Source organism: Streptosporangium amethystogenes subsp. fukuiense (assembly GCF_042665875.1).
GTDB classification, from domain to species: Bacteria; Actinomycetota; Actinomycetes; order Streptosporangiales; family Streptosporangiaceae; genus Streptosporangium; species Streptosporangium fukuiense.
The window spans coordinates 1,471,678-1,490,684 of record NZ_JBHTEE010000001.1; the positions used below are offsets into that span (position 1 = coordinate 1,471,678).

At 71.0% G+C, this 19,007-nt stretch carries 17 protein-coding genes and 2 pseudogenes; 5 read left to right on the top strand and 14 right to left on the bottom strand.

Going from position 1 to position 19,007, the window contains the following annotated elements; genetic code table 11:
• Nucleotides 1-92: 92 nt before the first annotated feature.
• The 13 genes from ACFQVD_RS06310 to ACFQVD_RS06370 form a co-directional block, all read right to left on the bottom strand.
• Nucleotides 93-1,040, bottom strand: coding sequence for an acyl-CoA dehydrogenase family protein (locus ACFQVD_RS06310; RefSeq protein WP_364154464.1), 948 nt, complete (start codon nucleotides 1,038-1,040; stop codon nucleotides 93-95).
• Nucleotides 1,040-2,212: an acyl-CoA dehydrogenase family protein gene (locus tag ACFQVD_RS06315; RefSeq protein WP_343963601.1), complete on the bottom strand. Its 1,173-nt coding sequence runs from the start codon at nucleotides 2,210-2,212 to the stop codon at nucleotides 1,040-1,042. The genes ACFQVD_RS06310 and ACFQVD_RS06315 overlap by 1 nt, the downstream gene beginning before the upstream one ends.
• A complete protein-coding gene (locus ACFQVD_RS06320) occupies nucleotides 2,209-3,246 on the bottom strand; it encodes an acyl-CoA dehydrogenase family protein (protein WP_343963599.1) in 1,038 nt (345 codons plus the stop codon). The genes ACFQVD_RS06315 and ACFQVD_RS06320 overlap by 4 nt, the downstream gene beginning before the upstream one ends.
• Nucleotides 3,243-4,409 carry an acyl-CoA dehydrogenase family protein gene (locus ACFQVD_RS06325; RefSeq protein WP_343963597.1) on the bottom strand — a complete coding sequence of 389 codons (1,167 nt, stop codon included), beginning with the start codon at nucleotides 4,407-4,409 and terminating at the stop codon, nucleotides 3,243-3,245. The genes ACFQVD_RS06320 and ACFQVD_RS06325 overlap by 4 nt, the downstream gene beginning before the upstream one ends.
• Nucleotides 4,396-5,196 carry an SDR family oxidoreductase gene (locus tag ACFQVD_RS06330; RefSeq protein WP_343963594.1) on the bottom strand — a complete coding sequence of 267 codons (801 nt, stop codon included), beginning with the start codon at nucleotides 5,194-5,196 and terminating at the stop codon, nucleotides 4,396-4,398. The genes ACFQVD_RS06325 and ACFQVD_RS06330 overlap by 14 nt, the downstream gene beginning before the upstream one ends.
• On the bottom strand, nucleotides 5,197-6,783 hold the full coding sequence (locus ACFQVD_RS06335) for an AMP-binding protein (RefSeq protein WP_343963592.1): 1,587 nt from the start codon (nucleotides 6,781-6,783) through the stop codon (nucleotides 5,197-5,199).
• The gene (locus ACFQVD_RS06340) at nucleotides 6,780-7,604 is read right to left on the bottom strand and encodes an ABC transporter ATP-binding protein (protein ID WP_343963590.1); all 825 of its coding nucleotides are present in this window, start codon (nucleotides 7,602-7,604) and stop codon (nucleotides 6,780-6,782) included. Before ACFQVD_RS06340 ends, ACFQVD_RS06335 begins: the two co-directional genes overlap by 4 nt.
• Before the next feature lie 5 nt (nucleotides 7,605-7,609).
• A complete protein-coding gene (locus tag ACFQVD_RS06345; RefSeq protein WP_343963588.1) occupies nucleotides 7,610-8,350 on the bottom strand; it encodes an ABC transporter ATP-binding protein in 741 nt (246 codons plus the stop codon).
• The gene (locus tag ACFQVD_RS06350; protein ID WP_343963586.1) at nucleotides 8,347-9,396 is read right to left on the bottom strand and encodes a branched-chain amino acid ABC transporter permease; all 1,050 of its coding nucleotides are present in this window, start codon (nucleotides 9,394-9,396) and stop codon (nucleotides 8,347-8,349) included. The genes ACFQVD_RS06345 and ACFQVD_RS06350 overlap by 4 nt, the downstream gene beginning before the upstream one ends.
• A complete protein-coding gene (locus tag ACFQVD_RS06355) occupies nucleotides 9,393-10,262 on the bottom strand; it encodes a branched-chain amino acid ABC transporter permease (protein ID WP_343963584.1) in 870 nt (289 codons plus the stop codon). Before ACFQVD_RS06355 ends, ACFQVD_RS06350 begins: the two co-directional genes overlap by 4 nt.
• Nucleotides 10,263-10,293: 31 nt before the next feature.
• On the bottom strand, nucleotides 10,294-11,493 hold the full coding sequence (locus tag ACFQVD_RS06360; RefSeq protein WP_343963582.1) for an ABC transporter substrate-binding protein: 1,200 nt from the start codon (nucleotides 11,491-11,493) through the stop codon (nucleotides 10,294-10,296).
• Nucleotides 11,490-12,293: an enoyl-CoA hydratase/isomerase family protein gene (locus tag ACFQVD_RS06365; RefSeq protein ID WP_343963580.1), complete on the bottom strand. Its 804-nt coding sequence runs from the start codon at nucleotides 12,291-12,293 to the stop codon at nucleotides 11,490-11,492. The genes ACFQVD_RS06360 and ACFQVD_RS06365 overlap by 4 nt, the downstream gene beginning before the upstream one ends.
• Nucleotides 12,294-12,355: 62 nt before the next feature.
• On the bottom strand, nucleotides 12,356-13,861 hold the full coding sequence (locus ACFQVD_RS06370; protein ID WP_386270592.1) for a class I adenylate-forming enzyme family protein: 1,506 nt from the start codon (nucleotides 13,859-13,861) through the stop codon (nucleotides 12,356-12,358).
• A gap of 125 nt (nucleotides 13,862-13,986) precedes the next feature.
• Between ACFQVD_RS06370 and ACFQVD_RS06375 the strand changes: the two genes are divergently transcribed.
• From ACFQVD_RS06375 to ACFQVD_RS06390, 4 genes are read left to right on the top strand one after another with little or no spacing between them, the layout of a single operon-like run.
• On the top strand, nucleotides 13,987-14,805 hold the full coding sequence (locus ACFQVD_RS06375; protein ID WP_343963576.1) for a FadR/GntR family transcriptional regulator: 819 nt from the start codon (nucleotides 13,987-13,989) through the stop codon (nucleotides 14,803-14,805).
• Nucleotides 14,806-14,853: 48 nt separating this feature from the next.
• Entirely contained in the window at nucleotides 14,854-15,672 is an 819-nt protein-coding gene (locus ACFQVD_RS06380) for an enoyl-CoA hydratase/isomerase family protein (protein ID WP_343963574.1), read from the top strand.
• Nucleotides 15,669-16,751, top strand: coding sequence for a CaiB/BaiF CoA transferase family protein (locus ACFQVD_RS06385; RefSeq protein WP_343963572.1), 1,083 nt, complete (start codon nucleotides 15,669-15,671; stop codon nucleotides 16,749-16,751). Before ACFQVD_RS06380 ends, ACFQVD_RS06385 begins: the two co-directional genes overlap by 4 nt.
• Before the next feature lie 5 nt (nucleotides 16,752-16,756).
• On the top strand, nucleotides 16,757-17,710 hold the full coding sequence (locus ACFQVD_RS06390) for an LLM class flavin-dependent oxidoreductase (protein WP_343963570.1): 954 nt from the start codon (nucleotides 16,757-16,759) through the stop codon (nucleotides 17,708-17,710).
• Between the two features lie 226 nt (nucleotides 17,711-17,936).
• Here the strand turns inward: ACFQVD_RS06390 and ACFQVD_RS06395 are convergent.
• Nucleotides 17,937-18,560: pseudogene (locus ACFQVD_RS06395) on the bottom strand (CoA transferase); the annotation flags it as partial.
• On the opposite strand from ACFQVD_RS06395, the pseudogene ACFQVD_RS06400 reads away from it, so the two are divergent.
• Nucleotides 18,496-19,005: pseudogene (locus ACFQVD_RS06400) on the top strand (acyl-CoA dehydrogenase family protein); the annotation flags it as partial. The pseudogenes ACFQVD_RS06395 and ACFQVD_RS06400 sit on opposite strands and share 65 nt — an antisense overlap.
• Nucleotides 19,006-19,007: the final 2 nt, after the last annotated feature.

Sequence of the window (19,007 nt, forward strand, 5' to 3'; positions counted from 1 at the left end):
AGTGAACCACAACGAACTGAGCTGAGATCCCGGGCGGCAGGAGAACCCCGCGCAGGAGCCTGCGAGGACACGCCACCCGGGTGCGGACCGGCTCAGCGCGCGGTCTGCTCTTCCGCCGGGGAGAAAGGCCCGGCGAATCCGAATTCCTCGATCGCGGTACGCAACAGCGCGATCGTCGCCCCGCGGTCGGTGGGGAGCCGCAGCCCGGGCTGGGCGTGGCGTACCAGAACCGAGATGTCGTACTCGTCGGCGAAACCGGACGCGCCGTGAAACTGCTGCGCCGTGCGGAGCGTGTGCTTGACGACCCGCTGCGCCTCCAGGCGCACGCTCAGGGCGTCCACCAGCGACGGGGAGGTGTCCGTGAACGTGCTCCACAGGCTGAAGCGGCACAGCAGGTCCAGCCCCTCCAGCCCGACGGACAGATCGGCCAGGCTGTGCCGGATCACCTGGAAGTCGCTGAGCGGCTGACCGAACTGTTTGCGGACCTTGGTGTGCTCGATCGCCACCCTGAGCGCCCGTTGCCCGATCCCGAGCAGATGGTAGGCCCCGAGCACCAGGCCGAGTCGCCGGTCGAGCACGGAGGCCGCGCCGCCCGCCACGGGCCGCAGCCGGACCGTCATCGCGAACGGCGCGACCTTCGACTCCACGGCGGCGACGGGCTCCGCGTCGAACAGGTCCCCCTCGATGGTGGCGGCCGTCCAGGTCTCGGCGGCCCGGGCGTGGTCGATGATGGGATGGCGGGCGTCGACGAGCGAGAAAGGCGTCTCGGCGGACGTCCGGAGCAGGACCCCGGCCAGGGGGAACGGTACGGCGTGGCTCCCACCCACCCGGCAGAGCTCGGCGGCGGCCACGGCGTCGTCGAGGCCGCCGCGTGGGTCGATGTCGTACAGCCCGATGCTCGCCAGGCACTCCCGCGCCCTGGTCGCGGCGCCCCGGTCCGACTCCGCGCTCCGCGCCAGATCCACGCCTCCCAGGTCGCGCAGCGCGCCGTCGGCGACACGGCCGAAGTCCAGCGCGGCTTCCGGAAGTTCGATCCGCATCAACCCACCGCCTGGCGGCCGAGCAGCTCACGCGACACGATCTCGCGCTGGATCTCAGTGGTTCCCGAGGCGACCGTCGCGGCCTGGGCGTACCGCCAGTGGTCTTCGAACGCCCCGTACGACGGTGCGCCGGCCGCCGGGCCGAGGAGCGAACGCGGCCCGAGCAGCTGTGACATCACCTCGGCCACCAGCTGGTCGCAGGCGGTGGACGCGATCCGTGCCTGACTGGCCTCCAGGTCGACCACGTTGTTCCCTTCCTGGCGCTCGACGACGCGGTAGGCCAGCAGGCGCGCCACCCGGACCTGGACGAGGGCACCGGCCCAGTCGTTCCTGACCCCTTCGTCGAGCTCTCCCCACTCGTGGCGGAGTACGTCCCGCAACGACCAGAGCAGCCGTTCGCAACGCGCGTACCTGGCGATACCGACGCGCTCATGGGCGAGAGCCGTCTTCATGACGCTCCAGCCCGCGCCGGGCTCGCCCAGCAGCTCGCCGTCGGTCGCGACGACGGAGTCGAAGAAGCACTCGTTGAGGTGGTGCGGGCCGAGCATGGCGCGCAGCGGCCGGACCGTGATGCCCTCGCGGTCCATCGGGATCAGGAAGAGCGAGATGCCCCGCCGGCCGCTGTCCTTGGCCCCCGTACGGGCGGCGAGCACGCACCAGCCGGCCATGCCGGCGTAGGAGGTCCAGATCTTCTGCCCGGTGATCTCCCAGTGGTCGCCGACCCGCACCGCGCGCGTCTGGAGGGAGGCGAGGTCCGATCCGGCTTCGGGTTCGCTGAAACCCTGGCACCAGATCGTCTCACCGGTCGCGATGGGGGGCAGGTGCCGGGCCTTCTGCTCCGCCGTTCCGTACGCCATGATCGCGGGCCCGACCCAGTTCAGGCCCATGTACTGGGCCCCCCGCGGCTCGTGGTGTGCCCACATCTCCTCGCGGACCACCGTCTGTTCCCAGACCGATCCGTCGGAGCCGCCGAACTCGCGGGGCCAGGCCACCGTCAGCAGTCCCTCGTCGGCGAGCAGACGCGAGAAGCGCTGTGTCATCGCCAGGTCGGCCGGATCGTCGGTGAAGGCCCCCAGGAAGTCCGGCGGGAAGAACTCGGCCACCATCCGCCGCAACCTGCCGCGAAGCCCGGCGGCGGACTCTCCCGTGGTGAAGTCGAGCACGGCAGTCATCTCCTCTCACCATGCGATGGGATGTTCAGGAGCAGACCGTCGGCCACGGCGCGCCGCAGCGACCGGGTGCTTCCGCCGAGGGCCTGGTTGAGCTTGGCCCGCCGTACGAGCAGGTGGCAGGGGTGCTCCCAGGTGTAACCGATGCCGCCGTGGGTCTGCAGGGCCAGCCGCGTGACCTCGGCCGCCGCGTCACAGCTCGCCGCCTTGGCCATGGCGACCGACGCGGCGCCGGACGGGCCGAGCGGCTCGCCGGAGGCCACCGCCGTCACCGCCGCCTCCACCAGGACGTCGGCGGTCTCGACCAGGACGAACATGTCCACGCAGCGGTGCTTGACCGCCTGGAAGGAACCGATGGGCGCCCCGAACTGCTCCCTGAGCTTCGCGTACGCCACGGTGAGCGCGAGTGCGCTCCTGGCGATCCCGAGGCTGTCGAGCGCGAGGCCCACCGAGATACGCCGCTCGACCGCGCGCATCAGCACGGTCGCCTCGTCGCCTCGGGCGAGGATCTCCGGCTCGCCGGGCCGAACGCCGTCCATGACGAGGCGCCAGAACCCGCGCGTCGGGTCGGAGCCGGTCATCGGCTCCAGCCGGGCGCCTTCTCCGCGCGGCCTGACCAGGGCGGCCACGGGCTCGCCCGCCTGTTCCGCGAAGACGAGCACGTGCTCCACGTCGTCCCCCGCGGCCAGGCACCAGGAGACCTCACCCGCCAAACCGCCTCGCAGCGGACCGGAGTTGCTCCACGAGCACGCCACCCGCCGGGGATCCGCCAACCCCGCGATCACCGGATTGACGCACAGGCCCTGCAGCAGCTCGCCCGGGCCGAGGGCGCCGCCCAGTGCCTGGACGGCGATCGAGGCGAACTCGAACCCGCCGTCCTCGTCCTCCAGCTCCCACCAGCCCAGCTCGTCCGACACCTTACGCAGCCGCTCCGCGTTCGGCGGGAGCGCACCGGAGGCGTACTCGGCCAGCGGGGGCCACGAGTCGGCCAGCACCCGCTGCACGACCTGCCGGAAACTCGAACGCTCGTCGGTCATCGGGAGCCTCCTCGCGGCAGGCCCAGGATGCGCTCGCCGACGACGTTGCGGAGGATGTCGTTGGTGCCGCCGCCGATGGTCCACTCCCAGGACCGCAGGTAGTCGTCGAACCAGTCCCCGGTCTGCCACGTGCCCGACCAGCCGTGCCGTCCTTCGTGCCCGGCGAGTCCCGCCACGGCCAGTCCCTCCCTGCTCATGTCCTGCAGCAGCTCGCTGTAGACGAGCTTGAGGATGGAGGCCGCGGCGGTGTCCGTGCCGTCGACCGAGGCGTCCAGGACGCGGGCGACCAGCAGCCGGAAGGACTCCACCCGCTCGGCATAGGCCCCAAGCGCCTCAAGGGCGGCACCCCGCTCCCCGGGTGGCAGCGCGGCCACCGCCAGCGTCAGGTACCGCAGGCCGGCGACCATCTCCTCGGAACGCTCCAGCATGGTGAGCCCGCGCTCCTCGCCGAGGGTGGCGTTCGCGATCCGCCAGCCCTCGTTCTCCGCGCCGACCAGGGCCGTCACGGGAACTTCGACGTCGGTGAGGAAGAGGTCGCAGAACTCGTCCTGCCCGCTCGCGTTCCGGATCGGCCGGACGGACACGCCGGGCGAGGACAGGTCGAGCAGGAAGTAGGAGATTCCGGACCGCCCCGGACCGCCCGTGCGGGCGAGCAGCAGGCACATCTCCGCGAACTCCGCGCTGCTGGACCACGTCTTGTGGCCGTTGACGACGTAGTGGTCGCCGCGCCGCTCGGCGCGGGTGCGCAGGCTCGCCAGGTCGGAGCCCGCGCCGGGCTCCGAGAACCCCTGGCACCACCGCTGCCCGTCGCGGATCGCCGGCAGGTACGCCTCCCGCTGCTCGTCCGAGCCGGCGATGACGAGGGTGGCCGCGGCGTGGTGGAGCGCGACGAAGTGCATGTCCAGCCGGGGGGCGCCGGCCCGGATGAGCTCGCGGGCGATGGTGAGCTGATCGGCTCGCGACCGGCCGCCACCCCAGGCCGCGGGCCAGTGCGGGACGGCGTACCCCTGTGCGGCCAGCAGGAGCAACCACGCCCGCTGCAACCGGGCCCGCTCCGCCGGATCCGCCGCGCTCATGCGGTCGCGCCAGTCGGCGGCGTCCTGGGACCGGCACCAGTCCCGCACCTCGCCGGCCAGATCCGTACCCTGCTCAGGGAGTGACACGAATCGTCCCCCCGTCCACCTGGAGCGACGCGCCCGCGATCCACGACGCCCGTTCCGAGCAGAGGAAGGCGATGGCGTCCGCGATCTCGCGGGCCTCGCCGACCCGTCCCGCCGGGATGGGCTGGAGTTCGAGCATGCGGCGCTCGACCTCCTCGGGGGTCGAGCCGAGGCGTTCCGCCTGTGCCTGGTAGCCCGCCACGATGCCCTCGGTCCTGGTCAGGCCTGGATGCACGCAATTGGTGAGGACCCCGTCCTTGGCGTAGGCGAGGGCCAGCGACTTCGCCGTGTGCAGGAGCGCGGCCTTCGCCGCGCCGTACGCCGCCCAGCGCGGGTCGGCCTCCCGCGCGGCGGTCGACCCCACGAAGAGGACGCGGCCCCATTTCCGTTCACGCATGGCCGGTACGCACTTCATCGCCAGAGCCACCGCGCTGAGCACGTTGAGCTCGTACAGCCGGATCCACTCCTCCCAGCTGAAGGTGCGCAGCGGGCCGTGCCCGCCGCCGGCCACGCACACCGCGATGTCCACCTGGCCGTACGCGGCGACCGCGGCCTCGTACACGCCGTCGACGGCACCGGGCCGGGCGGCGTCGGCGACGTGCGCGACGGCGTCGATCCCGGCGTTCCGCAGCCGGTCCACCGCGGCCGTCAGTTCGGATTCCCCCCGAGCCGACAGAAGCAGCCTGACGCCGGCCCGGCCGAGCTCCTCGGCGGCGGCCAGGCCGATGCCCTTGCTACCGCCGGTGACGATCGCCACCCGGCCCTTGATGTCCAAGTCCACTTGGTTCACTCACCTGTCCGTTGAATCGTTGCTTGTCAGGCGGTCCACCACGCCGGAGGTCAGTCCCTCCGCCCGCAGGCGCGCCTTCTCCACCTTGTGGGTCGGCGTCCGGGGGAGCGTGGGCAGCACCCGCCAGTACCGGGGGAGCGCGTAGCGGGGCATGTCCTCGGCGGCACGCGCGATCACCTCGTCCAGGTCGGCACCGGACGCCAGCACCAGGGCCACCATGACCTCCTCCTCGGCGACGTCGTTTTCGCCGGACTCGCCGGAGGCGTCCGGGCGGGTGGCGTACACGGTGCAGTCCATGACGCCGGGCTGCGCGAGCAGCACGGTCTCGACCTCCCAGGCCGAGATGTTCTCCCCCTTGCGCCGGATCGCGTCCTTGATGCGGTCGCTGAAGAACAGATCCCCGTCCGGATTGAGCCAGCCCGAGTCGCCCGACCAGAACCACAGGTCCCGGGTGGCCGTCACGGTGTCCCCGTCCCTGCCCAGGTACCCCCGCATGAAGATGTCGGGCCGCTTGGGGCGGAGGCAGATCTCGCCGACCTCGCCCGGGTCCGCCTGCCGGCCGTCCGGCCGCATCACCCGCACCTCGAAGAGGTCCCCCTCGCGGCCGACGGACCCGACGGGGGAGGGGTCGGAGGAGCGGTTGATCGTCGCCATCGGCGCTTCGCTCAGCCCGTACACCTCGGTGATGGCCACGCCGAAGCGGGCCTCGAACCGGGCCCAGACCTCGCGCTGCGCGCCCGCGCCCCAGGCGAGCCGGACCGGGTGGTCACGCGCCTGCGCGTCACCGAGCTCCTGCGACGACTTGAGGATCATCCCCAGCACCGAGCCCAGGTAGTTGAACGCGGTGATCTCGCCCGCGCGGCAGATCTCCCAGAACCGCGAGCTGCTGAACGTGCGGTCGAGCTGGAAGCCGCACCCGGCGACGAGCGCGGCGGCGACGCCCGTGTACCGGGCGTTCTGGTGGTACAGCGGGAAGAAGTTGAGCAGGGTGTCGCCGGGACCGTAGCCGTTGAGCCGCGCGACGGCGCGGGCCAGCTCGACGCACGACTCCTGCGAGTGATGTACGCCCTTGGACGGCCCGGTGGTGCCGGAGGTGTAGAGGACCACACCCGACGCCGTGGCCGAAACGAGCCTCCCGAAGTCCATCGCACCTGACGGGGGAGCCAGCGCGTGGACCGTCGCCCTCCCCGGGACGTCTTCGGCCGCGCCGCCGGACACCAGGACGTGGCGGACATCGGTGCCCGCCACGCACGCCAGCACGGTGGCCAGGTGCTGGGCGTCGCAGCAGACGACCTCCGCTTTCGAGTCGCGCAGCAGGTAGGTGAGGAGTTCGCCGCGGTAGTTGGTGTTGAGCGGTATCTCCAGGCACCCGAGCAACGCCGAGGCGAACCAGACGGCGATCGCCTCCTCGCTGTTGTCCATGAGGGTCGCGACCCGGGACGAGCTGTCGATCCCGAGCGAACGCAACTGCTCGCCGACCGCGCACACCCTGTGCAGCAGCGACGCCTCCGGCACGTCGGCGCCGTCCACCCGGAGTGCGGCACCACCGCCCAGCCAGGTGTCCAGAAGCCGCGGAATGGGATTCACTCGCTGCCCGCCTGTTCTTCCGAGCGGCTGTCGCCACGTCCGATATAGGCCGCGACGACCTCCGGCGAGTTCAGGACGGTCTCCGGCGGCCCGGCCGCGAGCACGGCCCCCGCGGCCAGCACCACCACGTCCGAACAGAGCTGGTTGATCACCCGCATGTCGTGCTCCACGACGACCAGGGTCGGCCCGCCGTCCACCCGGAGACCGGCGAGCACCTCCACCACCTCCTCCTTCTCCGCGCGCGAGAGCCCGGCCATCGGCTCGTCCAGCAGGATGCACCGCGGGTCGCTGACCAGCGCCCTGGCCAGGTCCACCCGCTTCTGGACGCCGTACGGAAGCTCCTTGACCGGCCGCTGGGCGTACTGCGACAGACCGACCCGTTCGAGCGCGTGCAACGCGCGGTCTCGGGCGGCGCGTTCGGCTCTGCGGGCACCGGGCAGGCCGAGAGCGGCCGAGACCAGGCCGGTGCGCAGGCCCACATGGTCGCCCACCATCACGTTGTCCACCGCCGGGAGCTCGGCGACGAGCTGGGCGCCCTGGTAGGACCGGCCGATCCGCAGGATCGCGAGCTGGTGTGGTTTGATCCCGGTCGTCCTGTCTCCGTACAGGTAGACCTCGCCCGAGCCGGCCGGGACCAGGCCGCTGATGCAGTTGAGCAGGGTGCTCTTGCCCGCGCCGTTGGGGCCGACCAGGCCCGAGGTCGCGCCTGCCGCGAACGCCACGGTGACGTCGCGCACGGCGTGCGTGCCGCCCAGCCAGACGTTCAGGGCCTCGGTCCGCACCGCCGAGGAGCCGGACATGTTCTTCGATTCCGCCGACATCGTTCTCACATCTCCAGGCCGAGGTAGGTCTGCCGTACCCGCTCGCTGCCGAGCACCTCGTGAGCGGGACCGCTGAGCACCACCGACCCGGTCTCCATCACGTACGCGTTGTCCGAGATGCCCTGCGCGGCGCGGACGTTCTGCTCGACCACCAGCAGGGTCGTCCCCCAGGACGCCACCACCGAGCGCAGCATGTCGAAGACCATCTCGACGGCGATCGGCGACAGGCCCAGCGAGGCCTCGTCGACCATCAGCAGCCGGGGCTTCAGCAGCAGCGACCGTGCGATGCCCAGTAGCTGTCGCTCCCCGCCGCTGAGCTGACCGGCGATCAGTCCCATGCGCTCGGCGATGAACGGGAACATCGAGGTGACCTCGTGCACCAGCGCCTTGCGCGCCGCCCTGCCACCGGCCATGGGAACGGCCCGGAGGTTCTCGTCCACCGTGAGGCTCGCGAAGACCTTGGCCTCCTCAGGGACGAGCACCAGCCCGCGCTTGGCCATGGCGCGCGGCGACAGGCCGGTGACGTCGGCGCCGCCGAACCTCACCCGTCCGCCGCGCACCCGTCCCGACTCACTGGAGGCGAATCCGCCGATGCCCCGGAGCAGCGAGGTCTTGCCCGCTCCGTTGGCGCCCAGCACGAGACAGACCTCCCCCTCGCGTACGACCAGGTTGACCCCGTCCACCGCGACGCTGTCGCCGCCGTAGGAGACGGTGAGGGACTGGACCTCCAGCAACGGGCTGCTCATCGCGCCCCCTTTCCAGACCGCACCCGCAGGGCCGCCAGCCTCTGGCCGAGACCGGCCAGCCCGTCCGGGCGCCAGATCAGGAAGACGACGACCAGGGTGCCGTAGATGATCAGCTGGAAGTCGCCCAGGTTCTGCTGGAGGAACCCCGCCACCACGGCGTCGGAGGGCAGCAGCGCGATGGCCCGGGACAACATGGGCGGCAGCAGGACGACGAAGCACGCGCCCGCGATGGCCCCGCCACTCGATCCCATCCCGCCGATGATGATCATCGCGATGTACTGGATCGCCAGCTCCAGCGTGAAGTTCTCGATGTAGACCGCCTGCTGGAAGTAGGCCAGGAACGTTCCCGACATCGAGATGATCGCGGAGGAGACCACGAAGGCCGCCAGCTTGTAGGCCGGCAGCGAGATCCCCTGGCTGGCCGCCGCCAGCGGCGTGTCCCTGATCAGCATCCAGGCCCGGCCGAACCTGCTCTTCTTCAGGTTCTCGACCAGCCGCCAGGTGGCGAGCACCACCACGACGAGCACGACGTACCACTCGATGGCCGTGTCGATGGTCAGCCCGCCGATCGAGGCCGCCGGGAGGAAGAATCCCGCCGACCCCACCGCCCGGGTCTGGTACTCGTTGAACACGAAGATGAGGATGAAGTGCAGGGCGAGGGTGGCGATGGCCAGGTAGATCCCCGACACCCGGAGCGCCGGCAGGCCCGCGAGGAGCCCGACCGCGGCGCCGACCAGCACCGAGCCGACGAGCACGACCAGGAAGGGCAGTTCCAGTTGCACCGCTCCGATCGCCGCCCCGTACGCGCCGAGCGCCAGTAGCGCGCTGTTGCCCGCGGTCACCAGGCCGACGAACCCGGTGACCAGCGTCAGGGCGAGCGCGCCGAGTGCCGCGATCAGGGCGGTGGTCACCAGGGAGAGCTGGTAGTCGCGCAGGGCGACCGGCAGGACGCAGACCAGGGCCAGGATCGCGACGCGCCGCAGCGCGAGGCCCCGTCCTTCGCTCGTGGTCGCGGCGGCGTCGAAGAGGGTCCGTACCGTCGTCATACCCGCTGCACCTGCTTGTCTCCGAACAGTCCCTGGGGCCGGATCAGCAGCACCACGAGGATGACGATCCAGGCGGCCACGTCCTGCACCGGTCCGCCGAAGAACTTGGTGCCGAACGTCTCGGCCAGGCCCACGATCAGGGCGCCGGGAATCACCCCCCTGATGCTGGTGAGGCCGCCGATCAGCGCCGGGGCGAGACCGCGCATGCCGAGCGCCTCCACGCCGTGGAAACTCAGCGCGGTCTGGTAGGCGTACATGATCCCCGCGACGGCCGCCGCGGTGAGCGCCATCGCCCAGCCCAGGACGTAGACCCAGTCGACGGCGATGCCGCCCTGTGCGGACAGCACGGGGTTCTCGGCCGCGGCCCGCATGCGGATCCCGACGGAGGAGAACTTGAAGAAGGTGTGCGCCGCGGCGAACACCAGGACGGCGGCCCCGAGCCCGCACAGGCCGTAGAGCGTGGTCGACATGTCATCGCCGAAGGCGATGACCTGGCTCGGCACCGGTTCCCGCATGACGCGCGCCTCGGTGCCCCAGATGAGCGAGCTGACGCCCTTGAGCGCGCTCGCCAGGCCCAGTGTGGCCACCACCAGCGCGAACTCGGGCTGTCCGGACAGCTTCCTGAACACCACCCAGTGCGTCACGGCGCCGAGGGCGGCGACGGTGGCCAGGGTGCCGAGCACCACCACCGGCCACGGCAACTCCCAGCTGGTGGCGTACTGGTTGAAGATGAACGCGCCGAGCGCCAGCTGGGCGCCGGTGGCCAGGTTGAGAATCCCGTTGGTGCGCCGGAGCAGCACCCAGGCGAAGCCCACCAGGGCGTAGACGGCGGAGAGCGTCAGCGCGCCGAGCAGGAGGGTCAGCATCGGCGGACCCTCCGCGGCGGGAGGAGAGCGATCACGAGACGGCCTTGACCCAGTCCGTCAGCGGCTTGGCCTGGTCGGTGCTCTGGTCCCAGCTGAAGAAGCGCACGGTCTTCACCAGCTCGTGGCTCTCGGCGCTCACCTGGAGCGGCCCGGAAAGGCCGTTCGTGTCGATCTCGCCGAGCTTCTCCAGGGCGTCCCGGAAGCTCTGCCCGGTCGAACACTCCGCGCCACAGGCCTGGAGGGTCTTCTCCAGCAGGGAACCGGCGACCCAGCCCTGGGTGAAGTAGGGGTTGGTCATGTTCTTCGCCTCGCCGGCCTTGGTCGCCGCCGCCTTCATCGCGTCGACGGCGGCGTTGCCGGTCTCGGTCGGGCTCGCGTAGGTGCGGAACGCCGCGTACCTGTCGCCGAGCTGCTTGAGGGTGGCGTCGGAGGAGCCCGCCCACTGGTTCACCACGGGCACGTCCACGCCCTGGGCGCGCAGGCCGCGCACCGCCACGAGCGACCCGGCGTCGTTGTGGCTCATCAGGACGTAGTCGGGCTTGCTTCCCTTGATCTCGGAGGCCTGCGCGGTCACGTCGGTGGGGGCGACGGGCATGTACTGGACCGTCGAGACCGTCCAGCCCCGGTCGGTGACGTCCTGGGTGGCGAGCTTCACCATGTCGCGGTTGGAAGGTGTGTCGACGGAGAAGACGGCGATACGCGGCTTCTCGATCCCGTCCTCCTGCGCGCGCGTGGCGAGGTAGTTCAGAATGGCCGACTCCAGGCGCTCCGCCCTGAGTTCGTAGGAGAAGTAGTAGGACTGGACCGGGTCGAAGAGGCTGGCCGGCCCGCCCAGCCCGACGATCGGCATCTTGCCCTGGGTGGCCACGGGCAGGGTGGCCAGGCTTAGGTTGGAGAGGATGAAGCCGAACGTGGCCAGCCGCTTCTCGGACACGAACTGCTGGACGTTGGCCCGGCCCTTGGCGACGTCGGAGCCGTCGTCGAGGACCTTGAGGTCGATCTTCTTACCGTTCACCCCGCCCCGGCTGTTGAGGTCGGCGACGTAGGCCTGGAATCCGGCCGCCGCCGGCTTACCGTTGAAGGAGATCGCGCCGGACAGGTCCATGGACATCCCGATGGGGTAGTCACCGGACGAGGATTCGGCCGCGCCGCCGCCGCAGCCCGCCAGAACCATCGTCGCCACGAGGCCGCCCACCACCGCGGCGGCGGTCCTCGTCTTCTTGTGAATCACTGGTCGATCCCTTCATCACCTTGTGGAACTTCTGGGACATCCGGCTTCACTCTCGCCCCGAACCTTTGGAGATGAAGTCGTGCTTCCTCGCTCAGGAGCGAGTCGTAGGCATCACTCATGGACGGCAGGGGCATCGCCTCGTTGAAGATCGACTTCAGCTTCGCGACGGCCGTCCCCGAGGACTCCTTGAGCTGGCCGAGGAGGGTGCGCACCCTGCCCTCCAGGTCGCCGGCGTCCGTGGCGACCTCGGAGAGCAGTCCGGCGCGCATGGCCTCCTCGGCCGTGAACGGCGCGCCCGTGTACATCCAGCGCCGCAGCACGGCGTCCGGAACCCGCCCCCGGAGCAGGCGCGGCAGGTGTCCGTCCACGATCCCCACCCGGGCCTCCGGGATGGCGAAGGTGGACGTCGCGGTCGCCAGGCGCAGGTCGCACATCATGGCCAGGGTGAGACCGCCGCCCATGCACAGGCCGTCGATGACCGCGACGGTCGGCTTGGGCACCTGCCGCAGCGCCTCGAACGGCAGATCGTCCTCGTACGACAGGATCGCCGCCGGGTCCGCGGACGAGAGCAGCGCCAGCATCTCCTTGAGGTCGCCGCCCACGGCGAAGGCCCCCGCGGAGCCCTGGACGACGAGGGCGTCGATCGAGGTGTCGGTGCGTACGGCACGCGCCACGTCGCGCACCGCCGCGTACATCTCGCGGTTGAGGGCGTTCTTCGCCCGCGGGCGGTCGAGCGTCAGCCACGCGACACGATCCGCCACCTCGACGTGGACGAAGGTCGACGAGGGCCTGGATATCACGATGTGGCTCCTCTGGCTTGTGAGGTTGGTGACGGTTATCTAAGCTATCTTTTAGAAGATAGTCAACGGCTGGCGGCGAAGCACCCGGGCCCGCAGACCGGGTGCGCGGAACCGAGCAGGTCGCGCTCCACCTTGCCGGTCACGCCTCTGGGGAACTCCTCCGCCGTCAGCACGTGCACCGCCTGAGGGCGCTCGAAACGGGCCAGCGTCGCCGTCGCGGCCTCCACCACCTCGCGTGCGTCGGCCGGATACGCCAATGCCAGGTAAGCCGCGGGCACCTGCCCGAACCGCGGGTGGGAGGCCGGCACCACGGTCGCCTCGACAACGGCGGCATGGCCCAGCAGGGCCCGCTCGATCGTGGCGGGGTACACGTTCTCGCCGCCGCACTTGAACATGCGCCCGCGCCGTTCCACGAAGGCGAGCGTGCCGCCGTCCCCGCTCCGGACCAGGTCGCCGGTCCTGAACCAGCTGTCGGTGAACTCCGCCCTGGACAGGCCGCCGGCCGACCAGTAACCGCTGAACAGCGTCGGGCCGCGCAGCCACAGCTCACCGGCCGAGCCGGGGTCGACGTCCCTGCCGTCGGCGTCCACCACCCGGTGCTGGCAGAACGGCGTCGGGCGCTTGTCGAGCAGTGGCCGGTCCCCGGCCCAGGTGACCGCCGAAGCGCCGGGGACCAGGCCCGCCTCGGTGCTTCCGAAGGTGTTCAGGTAGGGCGCGCCCAACCGGCGCTCGGCTTCGCGGAGCTGTTCGGCGGGGACCAGGTCCGCCATCGCGCCCGCGCATCTGAGCGAGCGGGGACGCCGGTCCCCCAGCGCGCCGAGCACCTCGTCGATCACGCCGGGAATCAGGAAGAGCCAGCCCACCTCGCGGTCGACCAGCTCATTCGCGATGACTTGCGCGTCGAAGCGTTCCAGGAGTACGAAAGTGCCGCCCAGGACGAGGGTGGCGTACAGGTAGTCGGACGAGGAGATGTGGAAGAGCGGTGCCCAGCCGATGAAGGCGTCGGAGGGCTGGACGCCCAGTTCGGCGTGGAGCACCAGCGCGCGGGACACCATCGCGTGCTGGGAGATCGCCACGCCCTTGGGCCGCCCGGTCGATCCGCTGGTGGACATGATGGCGATCAGATCGGCGCCGCGGACCGCGTGGGGGGCGATCCCTCCGGTGGGCCCGAGCCCCAGCCACCGGGGATCCCCGTCGTCCAGGTCCACCACCGGCACGTCCGTGGCGGCCCGCGCCACCTCGGCGAACGCGCCGGTCGCGAAGACCGCCTTCGGTGCGAGATCCGCCACCACCGCCGTGGCCGCCTCGGCGGAGAGCCGCCAGTTCACCGGCGCGACGGCGACGCCGGCCGTGCCGGCGGCCACCATGAGCAGCGCCACCTCGAGCCGGTTCGGCGCGAGCACCGCCACCCGATCGCCGCGTTCGACCCCGAGTTCGCGAAACGCCCGGCCCACCACCTCGGCGCGGTGGTAGAGCTCTCGGTAGGAGAGCTCTATCTCGGAGGTGGCGAGTGCCGGCTGGTCGGGGCGCTCGCGGGAGCGTTGCCAGAACGCGTGCGCGAAGGTCATCGGAGTGCAACCTTCAGTCGTCATCATCGTCTCCTAACCGATCAGCCCCGAACAGCAATCTGTGTTATCTTTGTACAGTAAGTTTCCGTGACGGTGGAAGACTGAGGAAAGCCGAAGGAGGCTGCGTGAGCAGCGACTCCGATCTAGTCCGGCAGACTGCCGGAACCCTTCCGCAGATGGCACAGCCCGCCATCGCGGAGATGGTGGCGGACGCGATCCGGAACAGGATCATCAGCGGGGAACTGCCGGAGGGCTCGCTCCTGCCGAGGCAGGAGGAGATGATGCGCGAGCTCAACGTGAGCCGGCCGTCCTATCGGGAGGCGCTGCGCATCCTGGAGGCCGAAGGGCTCGTGTCGGTGCGCCGCGGGAACCAGGGCGGGGCGGTGGTCCACGCGCCCTCCCAGATCGGCACCACCTACAGCCTGGGACTCCTGCTCCGCTTCAACCAGGTCACCGTCGGCGACCTGGCCGACGCCATCAGTGAGATCGAGCCACTCTGTGCCGGGGTCGCGGCGTCCCGCCCCGACCGGCATCACGAGGTCGTCCCGCAGCTCAACGACCTGGTGGACAAGCAGGAACGCGCGCTCGGCGTCGCCCACCAGTTCACCCTCGTGGGCCGGGAGTTCCACGAGACGCTCGTCCAGCTGTGCGGCAACGCGACGCTCACGTTGACGGCCGGAGCCCTGGCGGGCCTCTGGTCGACCCAGGAACTGGAGTGGGCCGACGTCGTCGCCATCACCTCCGGTTATCCCGCGCTGGAGCAGCAGCGTCGCGTGCTCCAGACGCACCGCATGATCATCGCGGCCATCGCGGCGGGCGACCGGCACCAGGCGACGACGCTGATGCGCGCCCACTCCCTTGCGTTGCACCACCACGTCCTGGAGGAGGGGCGGGACTTTCCGGTCACGCCCCTGACGCACTCCAGGGCGGCCGGTGGCCGGTGACCGGTCCGTGCCACCCAGAATCACCCCAGAGAGTCCCAGGAGTTCCCCATGCCTGTGCCGTTCGGTGACCTGCCCGAGGGGGTCGACGCCGATCTGCTGTTCGATGTCGCCGACGGCATCGCGCGCATCATCCTGAACCGTCCCGCCCGGGGCAACTCGATCACCGTGTCGATGTTCCCGAGCTTCCGCGCCGTCTGGGAGGAGGTGCGGATGAACAACGACATCCGTTGCGTGATCATCACGGGCGCGGGCGGCAGGCACTTTTGCACCGGGGTCGACGTCGACTCCGTCGCGGAGAGCGGGCAGGTCGCCATGGGCAGCGGCAACATCACCGACGAACTGCACTTCACCTCCCGTCAGAACCGTGTGTGGAAGCCCGTCATCTGCGCGGTCAACGGGCTGGTGGCCGGCGCCGGCCTCCACTTCGTCGTGGACAGCGACATCGTGGTCGCCGTCGAGCACGCGCAGTTCCTCGACAGCCACGTGAACGTGGGGCAGGTGGGCGGCATCGAGAACACCGGCCTGGCCAGGCGGCTTCCGCTCGGCACCGCCCTCCGCATGACACTCCAGGGCCGCAACTTCCGGCTGCCCGCGGCACGGGCGTACCAGCTCGGCCTGGTCGAAGAGCTGACCGCGCCCGACCAGCTCATGGAGACGGCGCTGCAGATCGCCAGGGACATCGCCGCCAACTCGCCGCAGGCCGTGTCCCTCTCCCAGCAGGCCGTGTGGGCGTCGACCGAGATGCCCTATTCGCAGTCCGCCGAGTACGGCTGGTCGCTGGTGCGGTCCCACTGGTCGCATCCGGACTTCGTCGAGGGCCCCCGCGCGTTCGCCGAGCGCCGTGAGCCCCGGTGGACTGTCGGATGAGCTCCGGACCTCTGGCGGGGATCGTCGTCGTCAGCCTTGCCGAGCAGTACCCCGGGCCCTTCGCCACCATGGTGCTGGCCGACCTCGGCGCGCGGGTGACCATGGTCGAGCGGCCGACCGGGGACCCCACCCGGCGTCATCCGGCCCTCTTCCGCGCGTTGAACCGCAACAAGCGGTCCGTCGCGCTCGATCTCAAGACGGCGCCGGGGCAGGCGGCCCTCCGGTCCATGCTGGCCGACGCCGACGTCCTGATCGAGGGCTTCCGGCCCGGCGTTCTGGAACGACTGGGTCTCTCCCCGGAGCGGCTTCGGCTGGATTTCCCTGACCTGGTGGTCGTGTCGGTGTCGAGCTACGGCCAGAGCGGGCCGGATCGTGAACTCGGCAGCCACGACCTCACCGTGCAGGGGCGGGCCGGGTTGCTGGACGGGGCGCGGGACGGCGTCGGCGTGGTTCCGGCCGCCGACCTCGTGGCGGGAGCCTTCGCCGTCATCGGGGTACTGAGCGGCCTGCTCGCACGTCAGGCTCGCGGTGGGGCGCACGTCGATGTCTCCATGCTCGACTGCCTGGTGGCCTGGCAGGCGGTACGGATGGGGGGACACCTGGCGAGCGAGGAGACCACGGGTTATCCGCCACGGGAACCGGCGTACGGGATGTTCCGGTGCGGGGACGGTGGTGCGGTGACGCTCGCGATCGCCGGGGAGGACCGGCAGTGGGCCGCGCTCTGCGACGAGCTGGGGCTGGGCGACCTGGGCGGCCTCTCCACCGGCGAACGGGAGAGTCGCGCCGACCAGTTGCGAACACTCCTGTCCCGCGCGCTCGCCGCGCGGCGGTCCGATGATGTCATCGGCCGGTTGGAACGACGGGGTGTCAGCTGCGGCCACGTTCGCCGTGTCCCGGAGGTGTTCGACGATCCGCAGGTCAAGGCGCGCCGGCTGCTGCTCGACCTCCCGTCAGGCCACCGGTCCGTACGGCAACCGCTGCTCTTCGACGGACAGGCCATCACGGCGTGCCCCGATGTCCCGGCGCTGGGCGAGCACAACGAGCTCTATGGCCTCGATCCGCTTCAGGCCGACCGGTGACGGCCGTGGGGACGACCGCGCCGCGCAGGACCTGCGCGGTGGGGATCGCGATCCAGCCGGACCTGCTCACCGCGCCCGCCACCGATCTCGCCCGGTTCGCCCGGGCGGTCCGCGACGCCGGCCTCGACCATGTGTCGGTAGGTGACCACGTCAGCTACCGGGGAGGTCAGGGCATCGACGGCCTCCTCGCGGCGGCGGCGCTCCTGGCGGCCGGGCCCGAACTCCGCGTGGTCGTCGGCGCCTTCCAGCTGGCGCTCCGGCACCCGCTGATCGCCGCCCGTCAGCTCGCCACCGTGACCTCGTTCGCACCTGGACGTCTCGTCCTTGCCGTGGGGGCAGGCGGTGACGACCCCAGGGAGGCCGCCAACTGCGGTGTCGACCCCCGAAGCCGCGGAAAGCGTCTCAACGAGAGTCTCGACGTGCTGAGCCGGCTCATGCGCGGCGAGGTGGTCGATCACCATGGCGTGCATTTCGACCTGGAGCAGGCGTCGATCGCGACGACGGGGCCCGCTCCGCCCCTGGTGATCGCCGGGGCGGGGGAGGCGGCTGTCGAGCGCGCGGCCACCTATGGATCCGGCTGGCTGGGACTGTTGTGCACGCCTCGCCGGTATCGCGAGACCCGTCAGGAGATCGTCCGGCGTACGGCGGCCCTGGGCCGTCCTGCTCCGGACTGGTTCGGGCTCAATGCCTGGTGCGCGTCCGCCGGCCAGTCCGGGCAGGAGCTGGAGTCGAGCCTCGGCCGTTGGTTCGGCCCCGCGGCCCCTCGCCTGCTCCACCTGTGCGGCGTGGGGGAGGACCACCGGATCGCCGCCTGGCTGGCGGAGTACGTCGCGGCCGGCGCGACCCGGCTGAGCATCTCGGTTCCGGCGGCCAACGCGGTCGAAGCCGTCGAACGGGTCGCCGTGCTCGCCGAACTGCTGACCGAGCGGATCGAGGACGCCGCCACGCCACCCGGCTGACACCCGGCGGGGGGTTCGGCGCACCGGCTACGCCCACCGCGCGAGAGCCTCCGCCGCGGTCAGCGCCCGGCCGTCGACCGGTTCGGGTCGCGCGTTGGGAGTTCTGGAGAACCTCGGCGCGGGCGCCGCCTGAACCATCCCGTCCACCTCGACGTATGAGGTCGTTCGCGTCGATGCCCAGCCCGTCCAGCAGCGCCGAGAAGAACTGGGGTTCCAGAGCTCCCACCACCACGTACCGCCGGTCCGCGCACTCGTAGGTGTCGTAGAACGGGGCACCGCCGTCGAGCAGATTGCTCTCCCGCCGGTCACGCCACACTCCCATGCCGCGAAGCGCCATGGCCATCTGGCTCAGGAGTGCGGTCCCGTCCACCATCGCGGCATCGACCACCTGCCCCCTGCCCGACAGTGAGCGCTCCCAGAGCGCGGCCAGCATGCCGACCAGCAGCAGCATGGATCCGCCGCCGAAGTCGCCGACGAGGTTGAGCGGGGGAGCGGGCGCCTGGTCGGCCCGGCCCATGGCGTGCAGCGCGCCGGTCAGCCCGATGTAGTTGATGTCGTGACCGACGTCCCCGGCCAACGGCCCGTCCTGACCCCATCCTGTGATCCGCCCGAAGACCAGCCGGGGGTTACGCGCCAGGCACTCCTGTGGCCCGACACCGAGCCGCTCCACCACGCCGGGCCGCAAGCCCTCGATCATGACATCGGCGCGCTCGGCGAGATCCAGGACGAGAGCCCGCCCTTCCGGCTCCTTCAGGTCCACGGGGATCGAGCGCCGGCCGCGCAGGATAGGCGCCGAGGGCGACGGCCTCAAGATCGCGCTGGCCGGCCTCGACTCCGGCCGGCTGGGCATCGCGGCGGTCGCCACCGGCCTGGCCCAGGGGGCGCTTGACCAGGCTGTGGCGTACGCGAAGGAGCGGGAGAGCTTCGGAAAGCCGATCATCGAGCACCAGGGCCTTGCCTTCCTGCTCGCGGACATGGAGGCGGCCGTCCAGAGTGTCCGCGCGACGACCCTGCACGCCGCGCGCCTGAAGGACCTCGGCCTGCCGTTCGGCCGGGAGGCGTCCATCGCCAAGATGGTCGCCACCGACAACGCCATGAAGGTCACCACCGACGCCGTGCAGGTCCTCGGCGGGTACGGCTACACCCGCGACTTCCCGGTCGAGCGCTACATGCGCGAAGCGAAGGTCATGCAGGTCTTCGAGGGCACCAACCAGATCCAGCGCCTGGTCATCAGCCGCGCACTCGCCGGGGACGCCGGTGGGACGATCATCACCTCCGGTGGGGAGCAGGACTGATG

Excerpts from the sequence above, each read along its gene's own strand:
- ACFQVD_RS06350 (WP_343963586.1), bottom strand. The coding sequence starts at position 9,396 with ATGACGACGGTACGGACCCTCTTCGACGCCGCCGCGACCACGAGCGAA.
- ACFQVD_RS06320 (WP_343963599.1), bottom strand. The coding sequence starts at position 3,246 with ATGACCGACGAGCGTTCGAGTTTCCGGCAGGTCGTGCAGCGGGTGCTG.
- ACFQVD_RS06380 (WP_343963574.1), top strand. The coding sequence starts at position 14,854 with ATGCCTGTGCCGTTCGGTGACCTGCCCGAGGGGGTCGACGCCGATCTG.
- ACFQVD_RS06385 (WP_343963572.1), top strand. The coding sequence starts at position 15,669 with ATGAGCTCCGGACCTCTGGCGGGGATCGTCGTCGTCAGCCTTGCCGAG.
- ACFQVD_RS06315 (WP_343963601.1), bottom strand. The coding sequence starts at position 2,212 with ATGACTGCCGTGCTCGACTTCACCACGGGAGAGTCCGCCGCCGGGCTT.
- ACFQVD_RS06355 (WP_343963584.1), bottom strand. The coding sequence starts at position 10,262 with ATGCTGACCCTCCTGCTCGGCGCGCTGACGCTCTCCGCCGTCTACGCC.
- ACFQVD_RS06370 (WP_386270592.1), bottom strand. The coding sequence starts at position 13,861 with ATGACCTTCGCGCACGCGTTCTGGCAACGCTCCCGCGAGCGCCCCGAC.
- ACFQVD_RS06310 (WP_364154464.1), bottom strand. The coding sequence starts at position 1,040 with ATGCGGATCGAACTTCCGGAAGCCGCGCTGGACTTCGGCCGTGTCGCC.
- ACFQVD_RS06340 (WP_343963590.1), bottom strand. The coding sequence starts at position 7,604 with ATGTCGGCGGAATCGAAGAACATGTCCGGCTCCTCGGCGGTGCGGACC.
- ACFQVD_RS06345 (WP_343963588.1), bottom strand. The coding sequence starts at position 8,350 with ATGAGCAGCCCGTTGCTGGAGGTCCAGTCCCTCACCGTCTCCTACGGC.